The following is a 21,860-nucleotide window of genomic DNA, read 5'->3' as shown; positions in this document are numbered from 1 at the left end:
TCTTGTCCGACAACGAACTCCTGCTCGAAGTCGAGAACCTGCACGTCGAGTTCCGGACCGCCGACGGCGTGGCGAACGTGCTCAACGGCGTCGGCTACTCGGTGCACGCGGGCGAGACCTTGGCCGTGCTCGGCGAGTCCGGCTCCGGGAAGAGCGTCACCGCCCAGACGGTGATGGGGATCCTCGACATGCCGCCGGGGGTGATCACCGCCGGGGCCGTGCGCTGGCGCGGCGAGGACCTGCTGACCGCGTCGGAGGACCGCCGCCGCGAAGTGCGTGGCAGCGAGATCGCGATGATCTTCCAGGACGCGCTCTCCGCGCTGAACCCGGTGTTCACCGTGGGCTTCCAGATTGAAGAACAGCTGCGCGTCCGGCTCGGTATGTCCAAAAAGGACGCGCGGAAGCGGGCGATCGAACTGCTCGACATCGTCCGCATCCCGGCCGCCGAACGCCGGATCAAGGATTACCCGCACCAGTTCTCCGGTGGCATGCGCCAGCGCGCGATGATCGCGATGTCACTGGCGCTCGACCCGGACCTGCTCATCGCCGACGAACCGACCACCGCCCTCGACGTCACCGTCCAGGCCCAGATCATGGACCTCCTGGAAGAAATACAGGCCGAACGGAAGATGGGCTTGGTGCTCATCACGCACGACCTGGGGGTGGTCGCCGAGGTCGCCGACCGGATCGCGGTGATGTACGCGGGCCGGATCGTCGAACAGGCCGACGCCGCCGAGCTGTTCCGCGCGCCGGCCCACCCGTACACCGCCGCGCTGATGGACTCCCTGCCCCGGCTCGACCTCAAAGGACAGACGCTGGAAACCATCAAGGGCCTGCCACCCAGCCTGCTGGACATCCCGACGGGCTGCCCGTTCCACCCGCGGTGCAAACGAGCCGAAGCTGTCTGCTCGCAGGAGGTCCCGCCCCAGCACGCGATCGGCTTCGGCCGCACCAGCGCGTGTCACTTCGCCGAAGAGGTGGTGAGCTCCCGTGCCTGAGCCCATCCTGTCGGTCAAGGGCCTGCAGAAGTACTTCCCGGTCCGCACCGGGATCCTCTTCAAGCGCACGATCGGCCAGGTCAAGGCGGTCGACGGTGTCTCGTTCGACCTGATGCCGGGTGAGACGCTCGGCGTCGTCGGCGAGTCCGGCTGCGGGAAGTCGACGCTCGCCCAGGTCCTGATGCGCCTGGAGGAGCCGACCGGCGGCACCGCGAAGTTCGAGGGCCGCGACATCTTCGCCATGCGCGGCGCCGAACTGCGGAAGCTGCGGCGCGAGATCCAGATCGTGCTGCAGGACCCGTACACCTCGCTCAACCCGCGGATGACGGTCGGCGACATCGTCGGCGAGCCGTTCGAGATCCACCCCGACGTCGCCCCGAAGGGCTCGCGGGCGGGCAAGGTGCGGGAACTGCTCGAAGTGGTCGGCCTCAACCCCGAGCACCTCAACCGCTACCCGCACCAGTTCTCCGGCGGGCAGCGCCAGCGCATCGGCATCGCGCGGGCGCTGGCGTTGCGGCCCAAGGTGATCATCTGCGACGAGCCGGTGTCCGCATTGGACGTCTCGATCCAGGCTCAGGTGATGAACCTGCTCGGTGACCTGCAGGGTGAGTTCGGCCTGTCCTACGTCTTCATCGCGCACGACCTTTCGGTGGTGCGGCACCTGTCGAACCGGGTCGCGGTGATGTACCTCGGCAAGATCGTCGAGCTCGGTACCGACGAGGAGATCTACGAACGACCGTCCCACCCGTACACCCAGGCGCTGCTGTCCGCGGTGCCGGTGGCGGACCCGGCCGTGCGCGGACGCCGCCAGGTGATCCGGCTGACCGGTGACGTGCCGAGTCCCCTGGATCCGCCGTCCGGGTGCCGGTTCCGCACGCGGTGCTGGAAGGCCGAAGACCGGTGCGCGACGGAGGTGCCGGAACTGGTCCCCCGGACGGACGGGCACTTGTCAGCTTGTCACTTCGCGGAGCAGAAGTCGGTTGTTCCATAACGTACGTTTGGCCGTTGTACGCGCATTGTCCGGTCTATACGGTGCAGGAACCGCTTTCGGAGGAGGAGAAAAGTGAAGAGACCCAGGCTCATGGCCGCGGTGCTGGCCGTGCCGCTGTTCGGCGCGGTGTCCGCGGTCGCGGTCCCGGCCGCGTCGGCGCAGCCCGCGCTGTCCGGCCCGGCGACCGAGTTCACCGTCCTCGCCAAGGACGTCCAGAGCATCGGCAGCGCCCAGCAGGCGATCAAGGCCGCGGGCGGCACGGTGCTGGAGACCAACGCCGCGGTCGGCCTGATCAGGGCGAGCGCGCCGGCCACCGGCTTCAGCGAGCGGGTGTCCGCGAACCGCGCGGTGTTCGGTGCCGCGAAGGCCCAGTCCATCGGCTCGGTGCCGAAGATGGGCAAGAAGGCCAAGGGCGACGCCGGTGTCGAGAAGGAAGGCCGCGGCGGCGCTTCTTCGAAGAAGGCCGATGCGAACAAGGCCGTCGGGATGGACCCGCTGGACGACCAGCTCTGGGGCCTCAAGTCCGTCCGCTCGGACCTCTCCCGCACCAAGCAGCCGGGCAGCAAGCAGGTCAAGGTCGGCGTCATCGACACCGGTATCGACGGCACGCACCCGGACATCGCGCCGAACTTCGACGAGGCCGACTCGCGCAACTTCACCCGCGACATCCCGACCGACGTCAACGGCGCCGAGGTCGACGGCCCGTGCGAGTTCCGCGGCTGCGTCGACCCGGCCAACCACGACGACGGCGGCCACGGCACGCACGTCGCCGGCACCATCGCCGCCGCGGCCAACGGCTTCGGCGTCTCCGGTGTCGCGCCGAACGTGACGCTGGTGAACATCCGCGCCGGCCAGGACTCGGGCTACTTCTTCCTGCAGCCGACGGTCGACGCGATCACCTACGCCGGTGACGCGGGCATCGACGTGGTCAACATGTCGTTCTACACCGACCCGTGGCTGTACAACTGCACGGCGAACCCGGCGGACTCGCCCGCCGAGCAGGCCGAGCAGCGTACGATCATCGAGGCCACGCAGCGCGCGCTGAACTACGCGCACCGCAAGGGCGTCACGATGGTGGTCGCGCTGGGCAACCAGCACACCGACCTCGGTGCGCCGCAGCCGGACACGACCAGCCCGGACTACCCGGCGAACAGCACGCACCCGCGCACGGTGGACAACTCGACCTGCCTCAACCTGCCGGTCGAGGGCAACCACACGATCGGCGTGAGCTCGTTCGGGCCGTCGCAGAAGAAGGCGGACTACTCGAACTACGGCCTGGAGCAGATCTCGGTGTCGGCCCCGGGCGGCTTCTTCCGCGACGGCTTCGGCACGCCGTGGTACCGCACGGTCGAGAACGAAATCCTTTCGACGTACCCGAAGAACGTGGGTATCGCCGAGGGCAACATCGACGCGGACGGCAACATCACCGAGGCCGGGCTGGCCGCGGGCGTCAAGAAGGCGACGGCGCCGGACGGCCGCGTGGGCTACTACCAGTGGCTGCAGGGCACGTCGATGGCCACGCCGCACGCGACCGGCGTCGCGGCGCTGATCATCTCGCAGTACGGCAAGAAGTCGCACGGCGAGTTCGGCATGGACCCGGACAAGGTCCAGCGGGTCCTCGAGGGCACGGCGGCGAAGATCGCCTGCCCGGTGCCGCGGACGGTGGACTACCTGAAGGAGGGCCGCGACGCGACGTTCACGGCCACCTGTGAAGGCGACCCGTCGTTCAACGGCTTCTACGGCCACGGCGCGGTCGACGCCTACGCGGCGGTGACCCGCGGGTCGCAGTACCTGAAGTAAGGTCGTGGAAACGGCCCACCCCGCCGGGTGGGCCGTTTTCTGCGTGAGGGGGACCGGGGATGGACTCGGGCGAACTGCGGGGTGCGGTGCTCGACGCGCTGCAGGGTTTCTGGGCGCCGATGCTGCTCGACGACCTCGCGATGGTGTTGGCGCTGGAGCACGGCGTCGACGTCGACGAGGAGACGTTGTCGGCGCTGGCGGCCGCGGACCACGCGGACTTCGCCGCGGGGGTCGAGCGTCCGGTCTGGCTGTGTCCCGCCCTGGAATACCGGGACGGCGAGGCCAACGACGAGTTCCTCACGCGGTCCGACTGGCCGGTCACGGCCCGGGTGGTGCGCGAGGTGCTGTCGGAGAGCCAGGAACTGTGGCTGCTCAAGCAATTCCTGTCGATCGATTGCCGGACCCCGTCACCGCACCTGGACCGGTTGAACGAACGGATCCACGACCTGAGCGTCCACCTCCCACCGGAGCGGATCGCGGAGAAGAAGGCGGACCCCGACTGGGACGAGGAGACCGACGACCTCGAGCTCTGGTGGATGCTCGCCGAGGACCTGCACGGTGAGCTCAGGCGCCACGAGAAGATCGCGGAGGCCGGCGCCATCGGCGCGCTCGAAGCGCTGCCCCGGTCCGAGCGTTACTTCGGCACCTGAGGCAACCTTCCCGGGGCGGTCTGCGTTCATGTCGCGAGTGGGGGGATTCCGATGGACGTTTGCGGCCCGGCGCTGCCGGTGGACCCGAGACTGCCCGGCGAGCCGACGGTGCTCGAAGTGGGCCGTACGCGGCTGTGGCTGGGTCGGCGCGGGGTGGCGGTGTGGCTGCCGACGCGGCTGCTGGCGCTGCGCATCGGCGGGCGCGCCATCACCGGACGCGGAACGCCCACCTACCTGGTCGTCATCGTGGTCCTGTGGGCGTCCGCCGGTGCGTTGTTCCAGGGCGTGGAGCTACCGGGCCGGACCGCGGTGGGCGCTGTGCTCTTCGCCGTGTTCCAGGTGTCTCGCTGGCGGATCGCGCAACGCCGTGACCAGGCCGCCGAGCAGGCGGTCGGCGCCGGCGCACCGCTCCCGCTCCGCAGCGCGGTGCGGCGCGTCGGCTGGTGGTACCTGAGCTCGGCGGCCATCACGTTCGCCGGTGGGGCCGCCCTGTGCGCGGCGGCGTTCCTGACCGAACCGCAGTTCGCCTGGAAGCACTGGTACCCGCCGTCGGTGGCGATCGGGGTGCACACGTGCGCGCTGGCGGCCGGAGCGGGCGCGACCGCGCTCGTGCTGGGCCGGGTGCTCCGCGGGCCGGTCATCGCGGAAGACGAGACGTCGCGGCTGGTCGACGGGCTGCTCCGGGCCGAGGACCCGTACCGGTTTGCCCCGTGCGCGGTGTACGCGGTGCTGGCGATGCCGATCTTCGTCGTCGACTGGGCGTGGCCCGGCCCGCTGGGCTGGTCCGCGCTGGCCTACCTGGCGATCGTGGCCGGGCTGCAGGTGACCGGCTGGTTCGTGACCCGGCACCGGTACCGCCGGCTGCCGCCCGGCTGCTACGGCCGGTAAACCGTTCCGGACTTTCGCGCGTGTAAGGCGGACAGGGGAGGGGTCCATGGGGGAACAGGTACCGAGCCGCGGCGAGTACGTGCAGGCGGCGGTCTGGCTGGGGCGCCGCGGGGTGCGCGTGGGCATTCCGACGCGGCTGCTCGCCACGCGGCTGGGCGTCCGCAATACCGCGCACCCCCGGCCGCTGGTGATCCGGCAGGCCGGGATCGTGCTGGCGACGCTCGCCGTCGCCGTCGCCTACCAGTGCCTGCAGTATCTGCCCGGCGTCCGCGGGGTGGAGATGACCGATAGCAAGGTCCCGTACTTCCTGCTCATCGGGAGCCAGCTGGCCTTCTGGTTCGCGGTCCGGCGGCGGGACCGGCAGGCCCTGGAGCAGCTCGGCGACCGCGCGCTCGCCCGGCCGCGGCCGTCCTGGCGGGCGACGCTGGGAGGCTGGTACCTCGCGTCGGCTGCGGTCACGTTCGCCGGGGGCGCGGCGCTCGGGGTCACCATGTTCGTGGCCACGCCGTACCGGACCTACGCCTGGAGCTGGCTCGGCCTGCTGGCCATCGGCGCGGTCGTGTGCGCGGTGATCGTGACCGGAGTCGTCCGCCGCCCGGTGATCGCCGAAGACGAGCCGTCCGCCGCGGTCGACGCCGTGCTGCGGCTCGACGACCTGGCCATCGCGCTGCCCTCGGTCTATGCGCTGCCGGTGCTCTTCGACCTGGTCACCACCCAGCGCCAGCCCCCCGGCTTCGCGCCATGGCTCCTCGGTTACGCGGCGCTCGCGATCGCCCTGCAGATCGCCGGCCGTCGGCGGCGCCCGGTGCTCCCGGACGGCGACTACGGGGTCCCGCTGCCGGCCCAGGCCGGGGCCGGCTGGTCGCCGGAGGTGCCCCGGTGATCGGGTTGACGAAGGACGAGCAGGCGGCGGTCAAGTGGCTCGAGAAGCGCGGTGTCCGGGTCGCCGAGCCGGCCACGCTGCTCACCTTCCGGTTGAGCGTCCGCGCCGGACGGCGGTCGCCGGACGCCTTCTCCCCGGTCTTCGTCCTCACCCTGGTCGTCTGCGCCTGCGCCTTCGGCTACGTGTTCCTGCGGCTCCTGCCCGGCGTGGAGGGCCCCGACCTGCCGGCGGGCGGGTACATCTTCTTCACCATGGCCGCGGTGCAGCTCACGCTGTGGCTGCACATCCGGGCGGGCGACCGGCGGGCGGCGGCGTGGCTGGGCGATCGGCGGCTGCACCGGCCTCGTCCGTCCGCCGCCGACGTGCTGAACGGCTGGTACCTGACCTCGCTGCTGGTCACCTTCGGGGGCGGCGCGGCGCTCGCCGCCACGATGGCGGCCGGTGGCTCGCTCTGGGCGGAGTTCTGGCTCGGCCTGCTCGCCGTCGGGGCGGCGGCGGACGCCGTGGTGCTCACCGGCATCCTCACCCGGCCGGTCCTCGCCGAGGACGAGGGCTCGCTGGCGGTCGACGTCGTGACGCGGCTCGAGGACGTCCACCTCCTGATGCCGTCGGTGTTCGCGCTGCCCCTGATCGCCGACCTGACGTACGGCGACCGCCAGGGCGATCCTTGGCTCGCCGGCTACGTCGCGCTCGCGGTGGCCACGCACGCCGCCGGGTTGTTCACCCAGCGGCGCCGCCGCCCCGCGCTGCCCGCGGACGGCCACTACGGGGAGGTCCGGTGAGCAGCGCCACTCCGGCGCGGGGGTTCAGCGGTTCGACGCCTTCTTGACGAACTTCGCCAGGTCCTTCGACTGCTGCACCCGCGTCGGCTCGTGGACGTACATCATGTGGCCCGCCGGGTAGTACGCCGTGTCGATGTTCTCGCGCAGTTCCTCCGGGATCTGCAAGTGGGCCAGCACGTGCTCCGCCGCGTAGTACGCCGTCGCGCCGTCGTAGTGGCCGAACGCCACGTGCACGCGCAGGTGCGGGTTCGCGCGCATCGCCGCGCTCAGCGAGTCCACCACTGAGACCGAGCGGCCCTCGAAGTCCGCGTACGACCACGCCTTGAACGTGTCCTCGCTGATCAGCTCGTACGGCAGGTCGTTGGCGTACCCGAGTTCGGCCCGCACGTAGTGGTTGAACGCCGCCGCGTAGGCGCCGACCACCCGGGAGATCGACGGGTCGTCGCTCATGCGCTCGCGACCGCCGTCCGGCTCCCACGTCGTGAACCGGCCGTCCATCCGGCCGACCGTCAGGCCGCGGTCGCGCAGCAGTTCCGTGAAGAACCGGACGTGCTCGATCCGCAGGTTCACCCGGTCCACATAGGACTCCGAAAGCCCGGTCAGCGACGCCAGCGTGGCCACCGCCTCCGTCCGGTCCTGAGTGGACAGCCGGGCGCCGCGGGCCAGCGCCCACGGCAGGTCCTTCGCCGCGAAGTCCTCGGCGTCGGCGAGGACGTCGTCGAGCGGGCGCTCGCCGTGCAGGCCGTGGTAGTGCGCGATCGCCGCGTACGTCGGCACGTACAGCGAGTACGGGAGGTCGTTGCCCTCCGTGAACTGCAGCGTGCCCAGGTCGAGCACCGAGGAGATGAGCAGCAGGCCGTTCAGGTAGAGGCCGTGCCGGTCCTGCAGGTGCGCGGCCAGTCCGGCGGCGCGCAGCGTGCCGTACGACTCGCCGGCCAGGAACTTCGGCGACAGCCAGCGCTCGTGCCGCGACACCCACAGCCGGATGATCTCGCCGACCGACTCGATGTCGCCCTTGAAGCCGTGGAAGTCCTTCGTCTCGCCGCCGTCGGACGCGCGCGAGTAGCCGGTCGACACCGGGTCGATGAACACGAGGTCGCTGTGCGCCAGCAGCGTCTCGGGGTTGTCGGCCAGCCCGTACGGCGGCGGCACCAGGTCGTCGACGTCGCCCGAGAGCACCCGGCGCGGCCCCATCAGGCCCATGTGCAGCCAGATGCTCGACGAGCCGGGACCGCCGTTGAAGGCGAACGTCACCGGCCGCGAGCCCGGGTCGGCGTCGTCGAGGGTGTAGGAGGTGAGGAACACCTCGGCCTTCGCCTTGAAGCCCTCGGACTTGCCGTCCTTGACGATCTCCTTGCGGAGGACGATCCGCCCCGCCTTCGCCGTGTACGCGAGCTTCTTCCGCTTCACGGTCAGCGTGTGCTGGGTCGTGACGATGTCGTCGGTCGGCTCGGCCGCGATTTCGGTGGTCTCCGCGGCCTTCGGCTCGGGGGCCTCTTCGGGGGTCTTGTCCGCCATGGACCCAACCTAGTCGGCGGGTCCGGCCACCTGTGGCAGGGTGACCCGGTGCACACCGAGGACTGGCCGTCGACGGCCGAGGAGGCGCTCGCCGTGCAGGAGCGGCTCCGCGACCGGGTCGAGCTCGCCGACGACTGCCCGGAGCTGCCCCCGACGGTCACCGGCCTGGACGTCGCTTACGACGACAACGACGGCATCGCCGCGGCCGTCGTCACCCTCGAGACCGCCGGGCTCACCGTGGTGGAGCAACGGACGCACCGGGCGAAGGCCGTCTTCCCGTACGAGCCGGGGCTGTTCGCCTTCCGCGAGCTGCCGCCGCTGCTGGCCGCGCTGGACCGGCTGGAGCGCACGCCGGACGTCCTGGTCTGCGACGGCCACGGCCTCGCGCACCCGCGGCGCTTCGGCCTGGCCTGCCACGTCGGCGTCCTGACCGGGCTGCCCGCCTTCGGCGTCGGCAAGACCCGGCTCGTCGGCACGCACGCCGCCCCCGCGTCCGCCCGCGGCGCGGCGGAGCCGCTGGTCGACGGAGGTGAGGTCGTCGGCGCGGTGGTGCGCACCCAGGACGGCGTCAAGCCGGTGTACGTCTCGGCCGGGCACCGGATCGACCTGGCGCACGCCTGCCGGCTCACCCTGGCCCTGACCCCGCGCTACCGGCTACCCGAGACCACGCGGCAGGCCGACCGGCTCTCCCGGACGGCGCTGCGATGAGGTCCCTCGAAGAGCTGGACGCCGCGGTCGCCGGCTGCCGCGCCTGCCCGCGGCTGGTGGCCTGGCGCGAGGGCGTCGCGGGCACCAAGGCGGCGTTCCGCGGCGAGCAGTACTGGGCTCGCCCGGTGCCGGGCTTCGGGCCGCCGGACGCGTCGCTCGCGGTCGTCGGCCTGGCACCCTCGGCGCACGGCGCGAACCGCACCGGCCGGATGTTTACCGGCGATCCATCGGGTGATTTCCTCTTCCGCGTCCTGCACGAGGTCGGGCTCGCTTCGCAGCCGACGTCGACGGCGATCGACGACGGCCTCCGGCTCTACGGCACCCGGCTCGTTTCGCCCGTGCGGTGCGCGCCGCCGGAGAACAAGCCGACACCGGCCGAGCGCGACACCTGCCGCCCGTGGCTGGCCGAGGAACTAACATTGTTACGTCCGACACTGCGGGCGATCGTGGTGCTGGGGGCGTTCGGCTGGCAGGCGTTGCTGCCCGTGCTGGAGGCGGCCGGCTGGCCGGTGCCGCAGCCGCGTCCGGCCTTCGCGCACGGTGCCGTGCTCGGACTCGGCGACCTGCGGGTTTTCGGCTGTTATCACGTCTCACCGCGCAATGTCCAGACACACCGCGTGACCCACGCCATGGTGGCGGACGTCTTCCGTGCCGCGACCTCGGTGACAGGGCACGACTGAATCGTTACGGAAACCGCAGCGACGCTGGTCACAGCCGGATGGGGCCCCTGAGCGGGAGCGCGGCGAAGGTGTCACCATGAGGACATGGCTGCTGCGAAGTCGAAGTCGGAACCGACTCGGATCCTCGTCCTCGGTGGTGGGTACGTCGGGCTCTACACGGCGTACGGCCTCCAGAAGATGCTCCGGGCCAACGAGGCCTCCGTGACCGTCGTTGACCCGCAGCCCCACATGACCTACGCGCCGTTCCTCCCGGAGGCCGCGGCCGGCGCGATCGAGCCCCGGCACGTGGTCGTGCCGCTGCGGCGGGTGCTCAAGCGCTGCCACGTGCTGACCGCGCGCGTCACCAAGATCGAGAACGAGAAGAAGTCCGTCACGGTCGAGGCGGCCGACGGCCACATCGAGCAGCTGGGCTACGACATCCTGGTCGTCGCGCTCGGCGCCGTCGCGCGCATCCTGCCGATCCCGGGCCTGGTCGAAGAGGGCATCGCCTTCAAGACCATCGGCGAGGCGATCTACCTGCGCAACCACATCATGACCAAGCTCGACGAGGCGGCCAGCACGCTCGACCCCGAGCTGCGCAAGCGCCTCCTGACGTTCACCGTCGTCGGCGGCGGCTTCGCCGGCATCGAGGCGCTGGCCGAGCTCGAGGACATGACCCGGTTCGCGGTCGAGAACTACTACCCGAACATCAAGGTCTCCGACATCCGCTGGGTGCTCGTCGAGGCGGCCGGCCGCATCCTCCCCGAGGTCCGCGAGACCCTCGGCGTGTACACGGTCGAGCAGCTGGAGAAGCGCGGCATCGAGGTCTACCTGTCGACGGCGGCGAAGTCGTTCGAAAACGGCCACGTCGTGCTCTCGGACGGCACCGAGTTCGACACGGACACGATCATCTGGACCGCGGGTGTGAAGGCCAACCCGGTGGTGGGCCAGTCGGACCTGCCGGTCGACAAGCGCGGCCGCCTCGAGGCGACCGCCGCGATGCAGGTCGTCGGCCACCCGGACGTGTGGACCGCGGGCGACAACGCGGCGATCCCGGACCTCTCCCGCACGGAAGAGGACCCGACGGCGACCTGCCCGCCGAACGCCCAGCACGCCGTCCGCCAGGCCCGCCTGCTGGCGAAGAACATCATCAAGGTGCTCCGCGGCGGCAAGCCGAAGGACTACTACCACAAGAACCTCGGCGCGGTGGCCAGCCTCGGCCTCCACAAGGGCGTCGCGGACGCGCTGAACCTGAAGATCAAGGGCTTCCCGGCGTGGCTGTTCCACCGCGCCTACCACCTCAAGGCGATGCCGACGTGGAACCGCCGCATCCGGATCCTGTTCGACTGGATCCTGGGCGGGCTGTTCCGGCGCGAGGTGATCTCGCTCGGGCAGATCAACAACCCGAAGGACGAGTTCGCGCGCGTCTCGAAGTCCTGAGTTTCGTGAATCCGAGAGCCCCCGGCCCCGCGGCCGGGGGCTCTCGGCGTTCCGGGTCGGTTCAGGAACGGGTCCGGAGCATGGCCGGGTGGAGCAGGGTGGCGGGGCCGCGGCGGTAGAGCGCGGCGGGCCGGCCGGGCTGTCGCGAGACGCGCTCCCCGGTCGGGATCAGGAATCCGTCGACCCCGGTGATCTTGCGGTGGAAGTTGCGCGGATCGAGCGGTTCGCCCCAGACGATTTCGTAGACCTCGCGCAGGTCGGTCATGGTGAACTCCGGTGCGCAGAAGGCCGCCGCGAGCGTGGTGTACTCGAGCTTGCTGCGGGCGCGTTCGACGGCGTCGGCGACGATCTTCTTGTGGTCGAACGCGATCCGGGTGCGTGGTTTCAGCACCTTCTCCACCGGCATCAGGACGGCCTCGCGGGCGTCCCCGCCGGCCACGGGATCCGGGAGCTGGGGCGAGAAGGCGACGTAGCAGACCGTGATCACGCGCCGACGCGGATCGCGGCCCGGCGTTCCGTAGGTGCGCAGTTGCTCCAGGTGTAACGCCCGCGCGTCGAGGCCCGTCTCTTCGTGTAGTTCGCGGGCCGCGGCGTGGTCGAGATCTTCCGACGTCGACGCGAGGAACCCGCCGGGGAGGGCCAGCATGCCCTCGTACGGCGGGATTCCCCGTTTCACGAGCATGATCTGCAGTGCGTTGTCGTGCACGGTGAGGACGGCCAGGTCCACGGCGACCGCGACCTCGGGAATCGTCCACTCGTCGGGCTCAGGCATGTTCGACAACTCGGCCGTTCCTGGTCGGTGGAGTGTCCATAGTGCACAGTGTACGCAGGGGCCCAATATTCGTCTTATTGACGAGAATCGCCCGATAGGGCTACCTTGCACCTTGCACTTGGCATCCTGCCCGGTCGCGAGGGCGCCGTTCCGGCGAACAGAGGGAGATCGTGATGGCAGAACGTGAAGAGGGGGCGGTCGCCCCGTGCTGGTGATCTTGACCGCGTTGGAAGTGGAGCGCGCCGCGGTGCGCGCCCGGATGACCGGGGTGCGGCAGCACGTGCACCACGCGGGAACGGTGTTCGACGTCGGCGAGCTGGCCGGCCGCCCGGCGGCGCTCGGCATGGTGGGCATGGGCAACGCCCGCGCGGCCGCGATCGCGGAACGCGCGGTCGCCGAGTTTTCGCCGTCGGCGGTCGTGTTCACCGGCGTCGCCGGCGGACTGCGTGACTGGCTCCGGCTCGGCGACGTCGTCGTCGCCCGGAAGGTCTACGCCTACCACGGTGGCTACAGCGACGGCGAAGGCTTCCGGAACCGGCCGGAGGCCTGGGAACCGTCGTACCGGTTGCTGGAACTGGCGCGGGCACTGGCCAGGGAGGGCGGCTGGGGCGGCTCGGGAGACGTCCACTTCGAGCCGGTCGCCGCGGGCGAGGTGGTGGTCGACGGGCGGACGTCCGCGGTCGCGCGCTACCTGTGGGACAACTACCAGGACGCGGTGGCGGTGGAGATGGAGAGCGCGGGGTTCGCGCTGGCCGGCCGGCTCAACGACGACGTCCCCGCGCTGACCGTCCGCGGGATCAGCGACCGCGCGGACGGCGCCAAGGACGTGGCCGACGAGGCGGACTGGCAGGCCGTCGCCGCCGGCAACGCGGCGGACTTCGTCCGTGCGCTCGCCGCCGGGATCGGCGGCGCGGACGGTTCCGGTCCGGACGAGCGCACCGAGGTGCCGTCGGCGAGCTACACCAACGTGGCCAAGGACAACGCGCACGTCGGGCAGCAGGTCGGCGCCGTCTACGGCGACTTCCACGTGACGCAGCGATCCTCCCGGAGGCACGCGTGACCGTCCCGCCTCCCGGCTTCCAGAACCAGGCGTCCGACGACGCCCACGTCGAGCAGCAGATCGGCGCGATCTACGGCGGCACGTTCCACCGCCACGAGACGACCTACAACATCAACCCTCGGATCCGCCCGAGCGGCGGTTCCAGGTCGCGCTGAACCACCTGCGTGGTGGAACTCCGCGCATGGCCGAGTCGCTCTTCCAGGAGCTGCTGCAGCACGGGCACGCGTCCACCGAGCTGGCCTACTACTACGCCTTGGCCGTGCTCAGCGACCGGTCGCTCAACGAGATCAGCGACGACGTGTACGCGCGGTTCCGGATGGCTGACCTCACGGCCCGCCGGTTCGCCCACGACGAGTGGCGTGGCGCCCTGGGCGTGGTGTGGGAACTCATGTCCTTCGTGTGGCGGCAGGAGATGGGCAGCTCCCCGGACGCCCCCGACCTGGCGAAGGCCATGGCGAACCTGCAGGACCTGCCCCGCGACCGGCAGAACGAGATCACCCGGCACCTCGCCCTCGTCCTCGGCGGCGCGCTCCAGGACAGCGTGGACGCCGTGGACGCCCAGCGCGTCCGGACCGAGCGGCTCGAGCACGACCGGGTGGGCCGGGCGTGGAAGTTCTTCGAGCCGGATCCCGCGGTGCCGCGGTACTTCGTGCCCGCACGCGCGGCCATCCCTTCGGCGGAATGGGTGAAGGCGGGCCTCGGCGCGGCGAGCGTGCTCTTCGGCGTCATCGCCTTCCTCAGCGGGTTCGGCGACGGCAGGCCGGCGGTCGGCATCCCCGCCCTGCTGGTCATGGCGGCCGGGTTCGCCGGCGCGCTCTGGGCGGGCCGCGAGCAGCAGCTGGGGACGATGCGGCTGGTCGCCCGCGACCGCGAGCACGGCATCCCGCTGCAGTTCCAGGCCACCGCCTCGCCCGGCCACTGGGTGTCGACCCGGTTCGTCGAACAGATCCACAAGCTGGTGGAGGCGCGCTTCTGGGACGCGCGGCCGCACACGCCGGGCAGCTGGGTGCACGACACGCGCGGCATCTGCGAGTACTACAAGTGGCGGTTCGTGACCCTGTTCGGCAACGCGCAGGTGGAAGCCGGAGCGGTGAACTGGCTGATCCGGTGGCACGCGCGGCGGGTGGCCGCGCAGTGGCGGAACGGCACCCTGTTCGCCTACCGCGACGAGGTCCGCCCGTCCGCGTCCAGCGTCCTCGTCCACCGCGCGGGGATCGCCGTCGCGGTCGTCGGGGCCCTGATCATGCTCGGCGGCCAGGGCGGCTTCGTCGGAGCGGCGATCTTCATGGGCGTAGGTGGCTTCTTCGCGGTGAAGCACGGCTTGAAGATCATGGTGGCCCACCAGTTCCAGGCCGAGGAGAACGAACGCGGCAGCCGGCTGCTGAAGGAGGAGGAGCAGGCGTACGCGGAGTGGGCACAGGTGCTCGCGGACCGGCCGGACGACGCCGAGATGGCGTGGTGGCTCGACCTGGACAAGTCCCACCTCAAGACCGAGGCACTGCGCCGCTGCGCCCTGACCAACCGGGACCTGGTGGCGCACGTGGTCCTGACGGAGGGCGCGGCCAACGCCCGCCGCGCCCGCGTCCTCGGCGGCCCGATGCGCTACTCCCGCTACGTGATCCTGGTGTTCCTCCTAACCCACAGCGGCGTCCGCGAGATCGAGGTGGACCTGGACTTCCTCAAGGCCGACGTCCACGACGAGCGCCGCACGTCCTTCCGCTACGACTCGGTCTCCGCAGCCCGCGTCGCCGAAGTGGGCGTCCGTTACGCGGACGGCTGGCACTACCAGATCCTCAACGGCGACAACGCAGTGCTCCAGCAGACCCAGTCGGTCCGGAAGAGGGCGTTCCGCCTGACGCTCGTCAGCGGCGAGCAGATTTCGGTCGTCGCCGAGGGCTTCGAAGGCCTGACGGACGAGAATCTGGAGAACGAGGCGATGCTGCAGCGCATCGCACTGGAGTCCTCGGGCATCGCGGGAGCACTGCACGTGCTGGAGGCGGTCTCGGCGGAGGGTCGCGACTGGATCGTGCGGGAGCAGGAGCGCCGCCGCCGCCGATCGGAGGACTGGCGCCGAGCCGAGCACGGCCCGGGCCTCCTGGACAGCCAAGAGCGCGGCGCCGGACACACGCCCGGCGCAATCACCTAGAGTGTGCGGTGCCCCCGTAGCCCAATCGGCAGAGGCAGTCGACTTAAAATCGATTCAGTGCGGGTTCGAGTCCCGTCGGGGGCACCAGCAGCATCCGCACGCGCGCTCAGGGCCGAAAAGCGCCGACGCTCTTCGGCCCTGAGCCGCGGCTACCCCGCGGAAATCACTGCGAGCACCGTTTGCCGCTGTTGATGCAGCGGACCACCTGGTTCATCAGGCGCTGGCCCATGACGTTGGCGAAGTCGTCGTGGTCCGAACGCGGGTTGTGGTTCTCCTGCTCGAAGGCGTCCACTTTGTACTGGCCGTTGACCTGGACGTCCCGCGGAATGTCGTAGGTCAGCGTGATCCGCAGCTGCGGGACGTTCTTGAAGCCCTGGGGGCACCTGCCCTGCCGGTCGGCGAACACGATGTGCGTGCGGTGGTTGGCGCTGTCGATGTTCTTGCCGTCCCAGCAATTCGGGAAACTGTGGATACGCTTCACCTTGCTGCCCTCGGGACAGATCGGGTACTTGTCGGTGAGCCGGTCCTCGAACCCGCTGCACGTCCATCTCGGCCGGACGTTGGCCGGGCCGTTCGTGGTCTGCTTGGCGTCGCCGTACAGGATCCGGAGGAACTGCGGCATCGCCACGACCCGGCGGGCGCCGCCGCTGGTGAACGTCAGGTCGGCCCGCTCGACGCGCTGGATTTCCCCCTCGTTGTCGCCGATCTCGTTGTCCTCGTTGACGCCCGGCAGCTCGGCCGGCCGGCCGTTGCTGTTGCCGCCGCCGTTGTCGAGGCCGCCCTGGCCGTTCTTCTTCAGGGCACACGCCGCCAGGCCGCCGAGGTCCTCCGGCTGCGCGCCGGTCCGGCCGATGGCGATGGCGATGCGGTCGATGGTCGCCTTGCGCTTGTCGCCCAGGGGGTTCAGGACGGCGTTGCGGACGTCCTGCTCCGACTTCAGGTCCCCGCCCGCGATCCGGGTGTTCGCCTCCTCGACCTGGTTGTCGAGCAGGTCGAGGTCGCGCTCGACCTCGGCGGCGGCCGGGTCGGGGACGTCGGCGAGCTTGCTGGCCACGTCGGGGCAGTCGACCTGCGTCCCGGCCTTCTCCTGCTTCGCCCGCTCGCGATCGGCGGAGACGTCCTTGGCCGGCGGGTTCTCGTCGTCTTCCTCGGTGTCGATGCGCACGACCGGCCAGAAGTACGTCGACTTGTCGCCGTTCTTGCAGGTGGTGCCGGCCTTCGCGAGGCTTTCGTTGGTGGAGTCGGCGTTGGTCGAGAGGTTGCCGACGTAGTCGTGCAGGTGCTCGGCGCCGTTGCGGACGCCGGGCTGGGCGATGAAGTTGTCGGGGTTGAAGTGCTGGTTCTCGTTGCGGCCGCAGTCCACGGTGAAGGTGCCGCGGGCGCCTTGGCGCTGCAGCGCCTGGTCGACGTTCGTCCCCTTCGGCACCTTCGTGATGTCGACGAAGAACGACTTGTCCACTTCGGACGCTCCGGCGGTACCGGTGCCGCCGGTGGTGGTGGCGACGACCAAGGCGCCGGCGGCCAGCGCCAAGCCCAGTCCGAGGGTGGCGAGCTTGGTGCGGCGGGTGATGCGGTGCCGTCCCGTGGCGGGTTTTCGGGGCATGGAGTTGTTCACCTCGTTCGGTTTCCCGGGCGCGGCAAGGTGACGCGCGGCTCGGGCAGCGACCAGCGACACGTCCGGTCCGGACGTGCGGGACCCGGGGGAGCGGCCGGAGGATCGGTCCTCCGAGCCACTGGTCCCGACGTAGGCTGAAACGGGCAATTCGGACGAGGGGTTCAAACCGCCATCGCGGCGTTACCTTTTCGTTATCGAAGACTCAGAACCAGCGGCGCACGGCTTCTTCGAAGGAATCCGCGTCCGGCTCGCCGGCCCACGCGACGATTCCGTCCGGCCGGACCAGCACCGCGCCGAACCCCAGGTCGTCCCGGGCCGGGCCGGCGACGTACCGGATCCGGTCTCCGGCCGCGCGGAGCCGGCCGGTGAAGTCCAAGGCGACACCCCGGCCGTCGTGCAGCAGGTCGGCGAGGCGAGTGCCGTCCGCCAGCACGAAATCCGGCGCGTTGTGCCCCGCTAGGTGGTGTTCGCCGAAGTAGCGCAGTGACGTCCCCGAGGTGCGCTCGAACACGTACGTCGTCCCGTCGCGGGTGGCGAGGAGGTCGCCGAGCACCGACCGGGCGGCGCGGGAATGCGGGTCCGGCCGCATCACCGCCACCTGGGCCCGGGACCAGTCGAGCACCCGTTCCCCGACCGGGTGGCGTTCAGCCGTGTACGTGTCGAGGAGGCCGGCGGGTGCGGTGCCGGCCGCCGTCGCCGCCAGCTTCCAGCCCAGGTTCATCGCGTCGCCGAGGCCGAGGTTCAAGCCCTGGCCGCCCAGCGGGGAGTGGATGTGCGCCGCGTCCCCGGCCAGCAGGACCCGGCCCCGGCGGTACGTGGTCGCCTGCTTCGCCCGATCTGTGAAGCTGGAGGCCAGGTGGACCTCGGTGAGCGTCACGTCGGTGCCGGACACGCGGCGCAGCACCGCCTCGAGGTGCTCGCGGCTCGGCGGCCGGGAACGGTCGTACGCCCCGCCGTCGAAGTCCAGCACGCCGAGGTGGCCCGGCTCGGACATCGTCACGTACATGCCCTGCGAGGTCACGGTGAAGCCCCGCCGGAGGACCCCGGGATCGGCGAGCGTGGCCAGCGCGAGGTAGCCGGTCAGCTGCGGCTCGGTGCCCGCGAAATCGAAGCCCGCCAGCCGCCGGACCGTGCTGCGGCCGCCGTCGCAGCCGACGAGCCAGCGGGCCCGGAACTCCTGCGCACCGGCCCGGGCGACCACGGACGAGCCGTCCTGGTCGACGCCCGTGACCGCGACGCCGCGGCGGATCTCGACGCCGAGTTCGCCCGCCCGTCCGGCCAGCACCGACTCCACCGCCTCGAGGCTGGTCATGAACCCGTCGAGCGCCGGGCTCGGCAGCCGGTAGGGCAGCCGGGCCAGGTCGACGTCGGCCGGGTCGAGGGGCGTTCCGGCGAAGTGGCCGACCGAGCGCGGCGCGATCGCCTCGGGTCGTTCGTCCACATCGGACGCGGCCAGCAGCGCGGGCAGCAGCCCACGGCGGTGGAACGCCTCGGCCGACCCGCCCGACAGGCCCCGCATGCCGAGCGGGAAGCTCCGCCACGGCGAACGCGGCTCCGGCTCCCGTTCGAGCACCAGCACCGACCGGCCGGCGAGGCCGAGTTCGCAGGCGAGGAACAGCCCGACCGGGCCTGCCCCTGCGATCACCACGTCATGCACGACAAACCCGCTTTCTCGAGGTACTGAAGGTGACCCCGAGCCTGACCGCCGTCACTCACACGGCGCGCACACCGCGCTCACAGCGCGAGCCGGGCCGGGTCGGCCGCGGCGAGCGCCGACTGGGCGTCCAACGCCCAGCCTTTCGCGTACGCCACGGCGAACCCGTCCTCGCCCAGCTCGGTCCGGCCCCGGCCGGTGAGCTCGCGGACCTGCGGATCGGTGCGGTCGTGCGCGCCACGCAGCCGGGCCGCGGCGCCGAGCAGCACGGCCGACTCGCGCGGCCGCCCGAGCGCTGCGGCGAGGGCGGCCGTGTGGACCGTCACCAGCGACAGGATCGGCAGGTCCCGGGCCGCCAGCGCGGCGGCGTACGCCTCGCGCACGGCCTCGGCCGCGCCGGCTCGGTCGCCCCGGGCCAGGCAGAGCGCGGATCGCGCGCCGGCGAGCAGCGTCCGGGCGTGGTCGGAGGGGAACCCGGTGTCGCCGAGCAGACGGCGTTCGGCGTCGTCGAGCAGGGCGCCGGCCTCCCGCAGGTCGCCGAGGCGCACCCGCAGGCCGGCCTCCCAGCCGTCGATCAGGACCGGCATGTCCGCCGTCGACGAGCGCCGCACCCGCTCCCGGGTGGCGCCGATCATCGCCAGCGCCCGGCCGGTTTCGCCGCGCCGGATGTGCAGGTCGATCCAGCGCAGGTCGGTGTAGAGTCGGTCGCCGAGGCTGAGCGAGCCGAACTCGCCCGCCAGCGCCCGGGCTTCGCGCAGATCGGCCAGTGCGCCGTCGAGATCGTCGTAACGCCGCAGCTGGGCGCGCATCGGCAGGGTCGCCGCCCGGCCCCACCGGTCGCCGGCCCGCCGGAAACCGGCCAGCGCCGCCTCGACGTGCACGCGCACCCGCTCGAGTTCGCCCGCGTTCTCGGCGATCTCGGCCTGGAACCGGTGGGCCAGCCCGGACAGCCACGCGTCGTCGCCGTCGGCCAGCTGCCGGAACTTCGGGAGCGCGGTTTCGTCGCCCAGCAGGAAAAGCAGCATCGGGCCGAACACGCGGTGGTGACTCGGCAGCCCCGGATGCGCCGACAGGCGGGCGGCCAGCTCGCGCATCCCGGCGCGGTCGTCCGCGGCTTCCCCGGGGGTGATCCCGGACAGGATGTCGGCCCGGTTGAGCAGGTGGGCGGCCCGGGCGCAGTCCCGTTCGGGCGTCGGCTCGCCGCCGGGCACCGCCAAGGCTTCGCCCAGCCAGTGACCGGCGTCGGCGTCCCGGCCGAACATCTGCCAGTACCAGGTCAGTCCCAGTGCCAGCGCGATCGCGGCGGGGGAGTCGCGGGAGGCGCACCGGTGACGCAGGGCGGCGAGCGTGTTGTCGTACTCCGCGGCGATGACTTCCATCGCCGCCGGCTGGCCGGGCCCGCGCAGCTCGGCGTCGTGGCGGGTCACCAGCGCGGCGAAGTGCGCGGCGGCCAGGTCGCGGACCCGGCCGAGGTCGCCGGTGCCGGTCAGGCGGTCGATGCCGTACTCGCGGATGGTTTCGAGCATGCGGTAACGGCTGCCGGGCGCCAGCTGCAGCAGCGACCGGTCGACGAGGGCGGCGAGCAGTTCGGGGAGCTCGTCGGCCCGCACGCCGGTGCCCGCGCAGACGGCGGCGGCCGAGGCGGGCGTGACGCCGCCGGGCAGGACGGAAATCCGGTCCGCGACCGTGCGTTCGCGCTCGTCGAGCAGCTCCCAGCTCCACGCGATGACCGCACGCAGGGTGCGGTGCCGCGGCGGCGCGGTGCGGCTGCCGGTGGTGAGGAGCCGGAACCGGTCGGCGAGCCCGTCGGCCAGGTCGGGCAGCGACAGCGTCCGCAACCGGGCGGCGGCCAGCTCGAGCGCCAGCGGCAGGCCGTCCAGGCCGCGCACCACGCGCACGATGTCCGCCCGCGTGGTCTCGTCGACGGCGAACCCAGGACGCACGGCGGCGGCCCGCTCGGTGAACAGGCGCACCGACGCCACCTCGCGGACGTCGTCGTCCAGGCCGGGCAAAGCGAGCGGTCCCAGCGGCACGAGCGCTTCGCCGTCCACGGCCAGGGGTTCACGGCTGGTGGCGAGCACCCGCAGGGCCGGGCAGCGGGGCAGCAGCGTCGCGACCAGCCGGGCCACGGCGTCGATCAGGTGCTCGCAGTTGTCGAGCAGCAGCAGGCAGTCCCGGCCGCCGAGCTCGACGGCGAGCACGTCCAGCACGTCGCTCCCGGCGCGCCTGCGGGCGTCGAACAGCGCGTTGCCGCGCAGGCCGATCCCGGCGAGCACGGCCGGCCCGACCTTCGCCGGTTCGGTGACGGACGCGAGGTCGACGAGCCGGACGTCGTGGCCGTGGCGGCGGGCCGCCTCCAGCGCGAGCCGGGTCTTGCCGGCGCCGCCGGGGCCGAGGACGGTGACCAGGCGGCCCGTCGTGAGCAGGGCGGCGACGCGTGCGAGGTCGTCGTCACGGCCGATGAAGCTGGTCACCGGCGCGGGCAAGGGCGCGGGCCGAGGCCGGTCCGGTGCGGGCGCCGGTTGCAACAGGCGCAGGTGACGTTCCCGCAAGGCGGTGCCGGGGTCGGCGCCGAGCGTTTCGGCCAGGTTCTGCCGGACCCGCTCGTACACGGTCAGCGCTTCGGCCTGACGTCCTTGCGCGGCGAGTGCGTCCATCAGCAGGCCCGCCGCGCGTTCGTGCGCCGGGTGCTCGGCCAGTAACGCGCTCAGCCGTCCGGCGGCCGCTTCGGCGCGTCCCAGCGACAATTCCGCTTCGGCGAGGTCGGCGGCGGCCTCGATCGACAGCCGGGTGAGCCGGGTCGCCACCGCCGGGGCGACGGCGGCGATCGGCGCGGGCTCGCCCCACAACGCCACGGCCTCGGTAAGCACGGCGTTCGCGGCGTGCGCGTCCCCGGCCCGCAACCGCTCCCGGCCCGCCGCGGCGAGCTCTTCGAAGCGCACCGCGTCCACGGTGTCCACCGTCAGCCGGTAGCCCCCGTCGGCCTGCACGAGCACGCCGTCGGCCGCGGTCAGGGCGCGGCGCAGCCGGGAGACGAGGGTCTGCAAGGCCGAGGTGGTGCCCGACGGCGGCGCGTCGCCCCACACGGCGTCGACCAGCACGCCCGGCTCGACCGCGCGTCCCCCGGCGAGCGCCAGCCGGACGAGCAGGGCCTGCAGCCGCGCGCCCGGCACGGGCAGGACCACGTCCCCGCGGGACACGCGGAACGTGCCCAGCAGCGTGATGTGCAGCCCGTCCATGCGTCGATCGTGTCAGCGCCGTGTGCGTCGCGTGTGAGCGGTCCCCCGCAGCCTTCG

General features: G+C 71.8%; 18 protein-coding genes and 1 tRNA gene. 14 read left to right on the top strand and 5 right to left on the bottom strand.

All coding sequences use genetic code 11. The features are described from left to right. Nucleotides 1-2: 2 nt before the first annotated feature. The 7 genes from ACFPLC_RS07110 (at nucleotide 3) to ACFPLC_RS07080 (ending at nucleotide 6,992) form a co-directional block, all read left to right on the top strand. Complete coding sequence (locus ACFPLC_RS07110; RefSeq protein WP_378203002.1) at nucleotides 3-998, top strand: ABC transporter ATP-binding protein; 996 nt, start codon at nucleotides 3-5, stop codon at nucleotides 996-998. After that, nucleotides 991-1,989 (top strand): ABC transporter ATP-binding protein, encoded by a 999-nt coding sequence (locus ACFPLC_RS07105; protein WP_378203004.1) that lies wholly within the window; start codon nucleotides 991-993, stop codon nucleotides 1,987-1,989. The genes ACFPLC_RS07110 and ACFPLC_RS07105 overlap by 8 nt, the downstream gene beginning before the upstream one ends. Nucleotides 1,990-2,079: 90 nt before the next feature. After that, on the top strand, nucleotides 2,080-3,789 hold the full coding sequence (locus ACFPLC_RS07100) for a S8 family serine peptidase (protein WP_378203181.1): 1,710 nt from the start codon (nucleotides 2,080-2,082) through the stop codon (nucleotides 3,787-3,789). A 59-nt stretch (nucleotides 3,790-3,848) separates the two neighbouring features. Next, a complete protein-coding gene (locus tag ACFPLC_RS07095; RefSeq protein ID WP_378203007.1) occupies nucleotides 3,849-4,439 on the top strand; it encodes a hypothetical protein in 591 nt (196 codons plus the stop codon). A gap of 51 nt (nucleotides 4,440-4,490) precedes the next feature. Beyond that, nucleotides 4,491-5,327 carry a hypothetical protein gene (locus ACFPLC_RS07090; RefSeq protein ID WP_378203010.1) on the top strand — a complete coding sequence of 279 codons (837 nt, stop codon included), beginning with the start codon at nucleotides 4,491-4,493 and terminating at the stop codon, nucleotides 5,325-5,327. A gap of 46 nt (nucleotides 5,328-5,373) precedes the next feature. Then, nucleotides 5,374-6,210, top strand: a complete 837-nt coding sequence (locus tag ACFPLC_RS07085) for a hypothetical protein (protein WP_378203013.1) — start codon at nucleotides 5,374-5,376, stop codon at nucleotides 6,208-6,210. Continuing rightward, a complete protein-coding gene (locus ACFPLC_RS07080; RefSeq protein ID WP_378203016.1) occupies nucleotides 6,207-6,992 on the top strand; it encodes a hypothetical protein in 786 nt (261 codons plus the stop codon). The genes ACFPLC_RS07085 and ACFPLC_RS07080 overlap by 4 nt, the downstream gene beginning before the upstream one ends. Nucleotides 6,993-7,016: 24 nt before the next feature. On the opposite strand, the gene ACFPLC_RS07075 is transcribed toward ACFPLC_RS07080, so the two are convergent. Further along, nucleotides 7,017-8,510 carry a S10 family peptidase gene (locus ACFPLC_RS07075; protein ID WP_191316109.1) on the bottom strand — a complete coding sequence of 498 codons (1,494 nt, stop codon included), beginning with the start codon at nucleotides 8,508-8,510 and terminating at the stop codon, nucleotides 7,017-7,019. Nucleotides 8,511-8,558: 48 nt separating this feature from the next. Between ACFPLC_RS07075 and nfi the strand changes: the two genes are divergently transcribed. The 3 genes from nfi (at nucleotide 8,559) to ACFPLC_RS07060 (ending at nucleotide 11,317) form a co-directional block, all read left to right on the top strand. After that, nucleotides 8,559-9,218, top strand: a complete 660-nt coding sequence (nfi, locus tag ACFPLC_RS07070; RefSeq protein ID WP_378203020.1) for a deoxyribonuclease V — start codon at nucleotides 8,559-8,561, stop codon at nucleotides 9,216-9,218. Beyond that, nucleotides 9,215-9,898 carry a uracil-DNA glycosylase gene (locus ACFPLC_RS07065; RefSeq protein WP_378203023.1) on the top strand — a complete coding sequence of 228 codons (684 nt, stop codon included), beginning with the start codon at nucleotides 9,215-9,217 and terminating at the stop codon, nucleotides 9,896-9,898. The genes nfi and ACFPLC_RS07065 overlap by 4 nt, the downstream gene beginning before the upstream one ends. A gap of 84 nt (nucleotides 9,899-9,982) precedes the next feature. Continuing rightward, on the top strand, nucleotides 9,983-11,317 hold the full coding sequence (locus tag ACFPLC_RS07060; protein ID WP_378203026.1) for an NAD(P)/FAD-dependent oxidoreductase: 1,335 nt from the start codon (nucleotides 9,983-9,985) through the stop codon (nucleotides 11,315-11,317). Nucleotides 11,318-11,378: 61 nt separating this feature from the next. Here the strand turns inward: ACFPLC_RS07060 and ACFPLC_RS07055 are convergent, their stop codons facing one another. Continuing rightward, nucleotides 11,379-12,089: an NUDIX hydrolase gene (locus tag ACFPLC_RS07055; RefSeq protein WP_378203029.1), complete on the bottom strand. Its 711-nt coding sequence runs from the start codon at nucleotides 12,087-12,089 to the stop codon at nucleotides 11,379-11,381. Between the two features lie 205 nt (nucleotides 12,090-12,294). Between ACFPLC_RS07055 and ACFPLC_RS07050 the strand changes: the two genes are divergently transcribed. The 4 genes from ACFPLC_RS07050 to ACFPLC_RS07035 all read left to right on the top strand — a co-directional run bounded on the left by ACFPLC_RS07050 (nucleotide 12,295) and on the right by ACFPLC_RS07035 (nucleotide 15,382). Then, the gene (locus ACFPLC_RS07050; protein ID WP_378203032.1) at nucleotides 12,295-13,149 is read left to right on the top strand and encodes a 5'-methylthioadenosine/S-adenosylhomocysteine nucleosidase family protein; all 855 of its coding nucleotides are present in this window, start codon (nucleotides 12,295-12,297) and stop codon (nucleotides 13,147-13,149) included. Continuing rightward, nucleotides 13,146-13,304, top strand: coding sequence for a hypothetical protein (locus ACFPLC_RS07045; protein ID WP_378203035.1), 159 nt, complete (start codon nucleotides 13,146-13,148; stop codon nucleotides 13,302-13,304). Before ACFPLC_RS07050 ends, ACFPLC_RS07045 begins: the two co-directional genes overlap by 4 nt. Before the next feature lie 26 nt (nucleotides 13,305-13,330). Beyond that, entirely contained in the window at nucleotides 13,331-15,295 is a 1,965-nt protein-coding gene (locus ACFPLC_RS07040; protein ID WP_378203038.1) for a hypothetical protein, read from the top strand. A gap of 10 nt (nucleotides 15,296-15,305) precedes the next feature. Beyond that, nucleotides 15,306-15,382, top strand: a tRNA-Leu gene (locus ACFPLC_RS07035). A gap of 76 nt (nucleotides 15,383-15,458) precedes the next feature. On the opposite strand, the gene ACFPLC_RS07030 is transcribed toward ACFPLC_RS07035, so the two are convergent. The 3 genes from ACFPLC_RS07030 to ACFPLC_RS07020 form a co-directional block, all read right to left on the bottom strand. Then, nucleotides 15,459-16,898: a DUF1996 domain-containing protein gene (locus ACFPLC_RS07030; RefSeq protein ID WP_378203041.1), complete on the bottom strand. Its 1,440-nt coding sequence runs from the start codon at nucleotides 16,896-16,898 to the stop codon at nucleotides 15,459-15,461. Between the two features lie 214 nt (nucleotides 16,899-17,112). Further along, nucleotides 17,113-18,567, bottom strand: coding sequence for an FAD-dependent monooxygenase (locus ACFPLC_RS07025; RefSeq protein ID WP_378203044.1), 1,455 nt, complete (start codon nucleotides 18,565-18,567; stop codon nucleotides 17,113-17,115). Nucleotides 18,568-18,644: 77 nt separating this feature from the next. Continuing rightward, entirely contained in the window at nucleotides 18,645-21,803 is a 3,159-nt protein-coding gene (locus tag ACFPLC_RS07020) for an AfsR/SARP family transcriptional regulator (RefSeq protein WP_378235734.1), read from the bottom strand. Nucleotides 21,804-21,860 lie beyond the last annotated feature (57 nt).

It is taken from the genome of Amycolatopsis plumensis, assembly GCF_042652605.1.
Lineage (GTDB): Bacteria > Actinomycetota > Actinomycetes > Mycobacteriales > Pseudonocardiaceae > Amycolatopsis > Amycolatopsis plumensis.
The sequence above is the reverse complement of the archived record's forward strand: the minus strand, read 5'-3'. Positions and strand labels throughout refer to the sequence as shown.

Coding starts and splice junctions, on each gene's coding strand:
- ACFPLC_RS07100 (WP_378203181.1), top strand. CDS start 2,080: ATGGCCGCGGTGCTGGCCGTGCCGCTGTTCGGCGCGGTGTCCGCGGTC.
- ACFPLC_RS07095 (WP_378203007.1), top strand. CDS start 3,849: ATGGACTCGGGCGAACTGCGGGGTGCGGTGCTCGACGCGCTGCAGGGT.
- ACFPLC_RS07090 (WP_378203010.1), top strand. CDS start 4,491: ATGGACGTTTGCGGCCCGGCGCTGCCGGTGGACCCGAGACTGCCCGGC.
- ACFPLC_RS07085 (WP_378203013.1), top strand. CDS start 5,374: ATGGGGGAACAGGTACCGAGCCGCGGCGAGTACGTGCAGGCGGCGGTC.
- ACFPLC_RS07075 (WP_191316109.1), bottom strand. CDS start 8,510: ATGGCGGACAAGACCCCCGAAGAGGCCCCCGAGCCGAAGGCCGCGGAG.
- ACFPLC_RS07065 (WP_378203023.1), top strand. CDS start 9,215: ATGAGGTCCCTCGAAGAGCTGGACGCCGCGGTCGCCGGCTGCCGCGCC.
- ACFPLC_RS07060 (WP_378203026.1), top strand. CDS start 9,983: ATGGCTGCTGCGAAGTCGAAGTCGGAACCGACTCGGATCCTCGTCCTC.
- ACFPLC_RS07055 (WP_378203029.1), bottom strand. CDS start 12,089: ATGCCTGAGCCCGACGAGTGGACGATTCCCGAGGTCGCGGTCGCCGTG.
- ACFPLC_RS07040 (WP_378203038.1), top strand. CDS start 13,331: ATGGCCGAGTCGCTCTTCCAGGAGCTGCTGCAGCACGGGCACGCGTCC.
- ACFPLC_RS07030 (WP_378203041.1), bottom strand. CDS start 16,898: ATGCCCCGAAAACCCGCCACGGGACGGCACCGCATCACCCGCCGCACC.
- ACFPLC_RS07020 (WP_378235734.1), bottom strand. CDS start 21,803: ATGGACGGGCTGCACATCACGCTGCTGGGCACGTTCCGCGTGTCCCGC.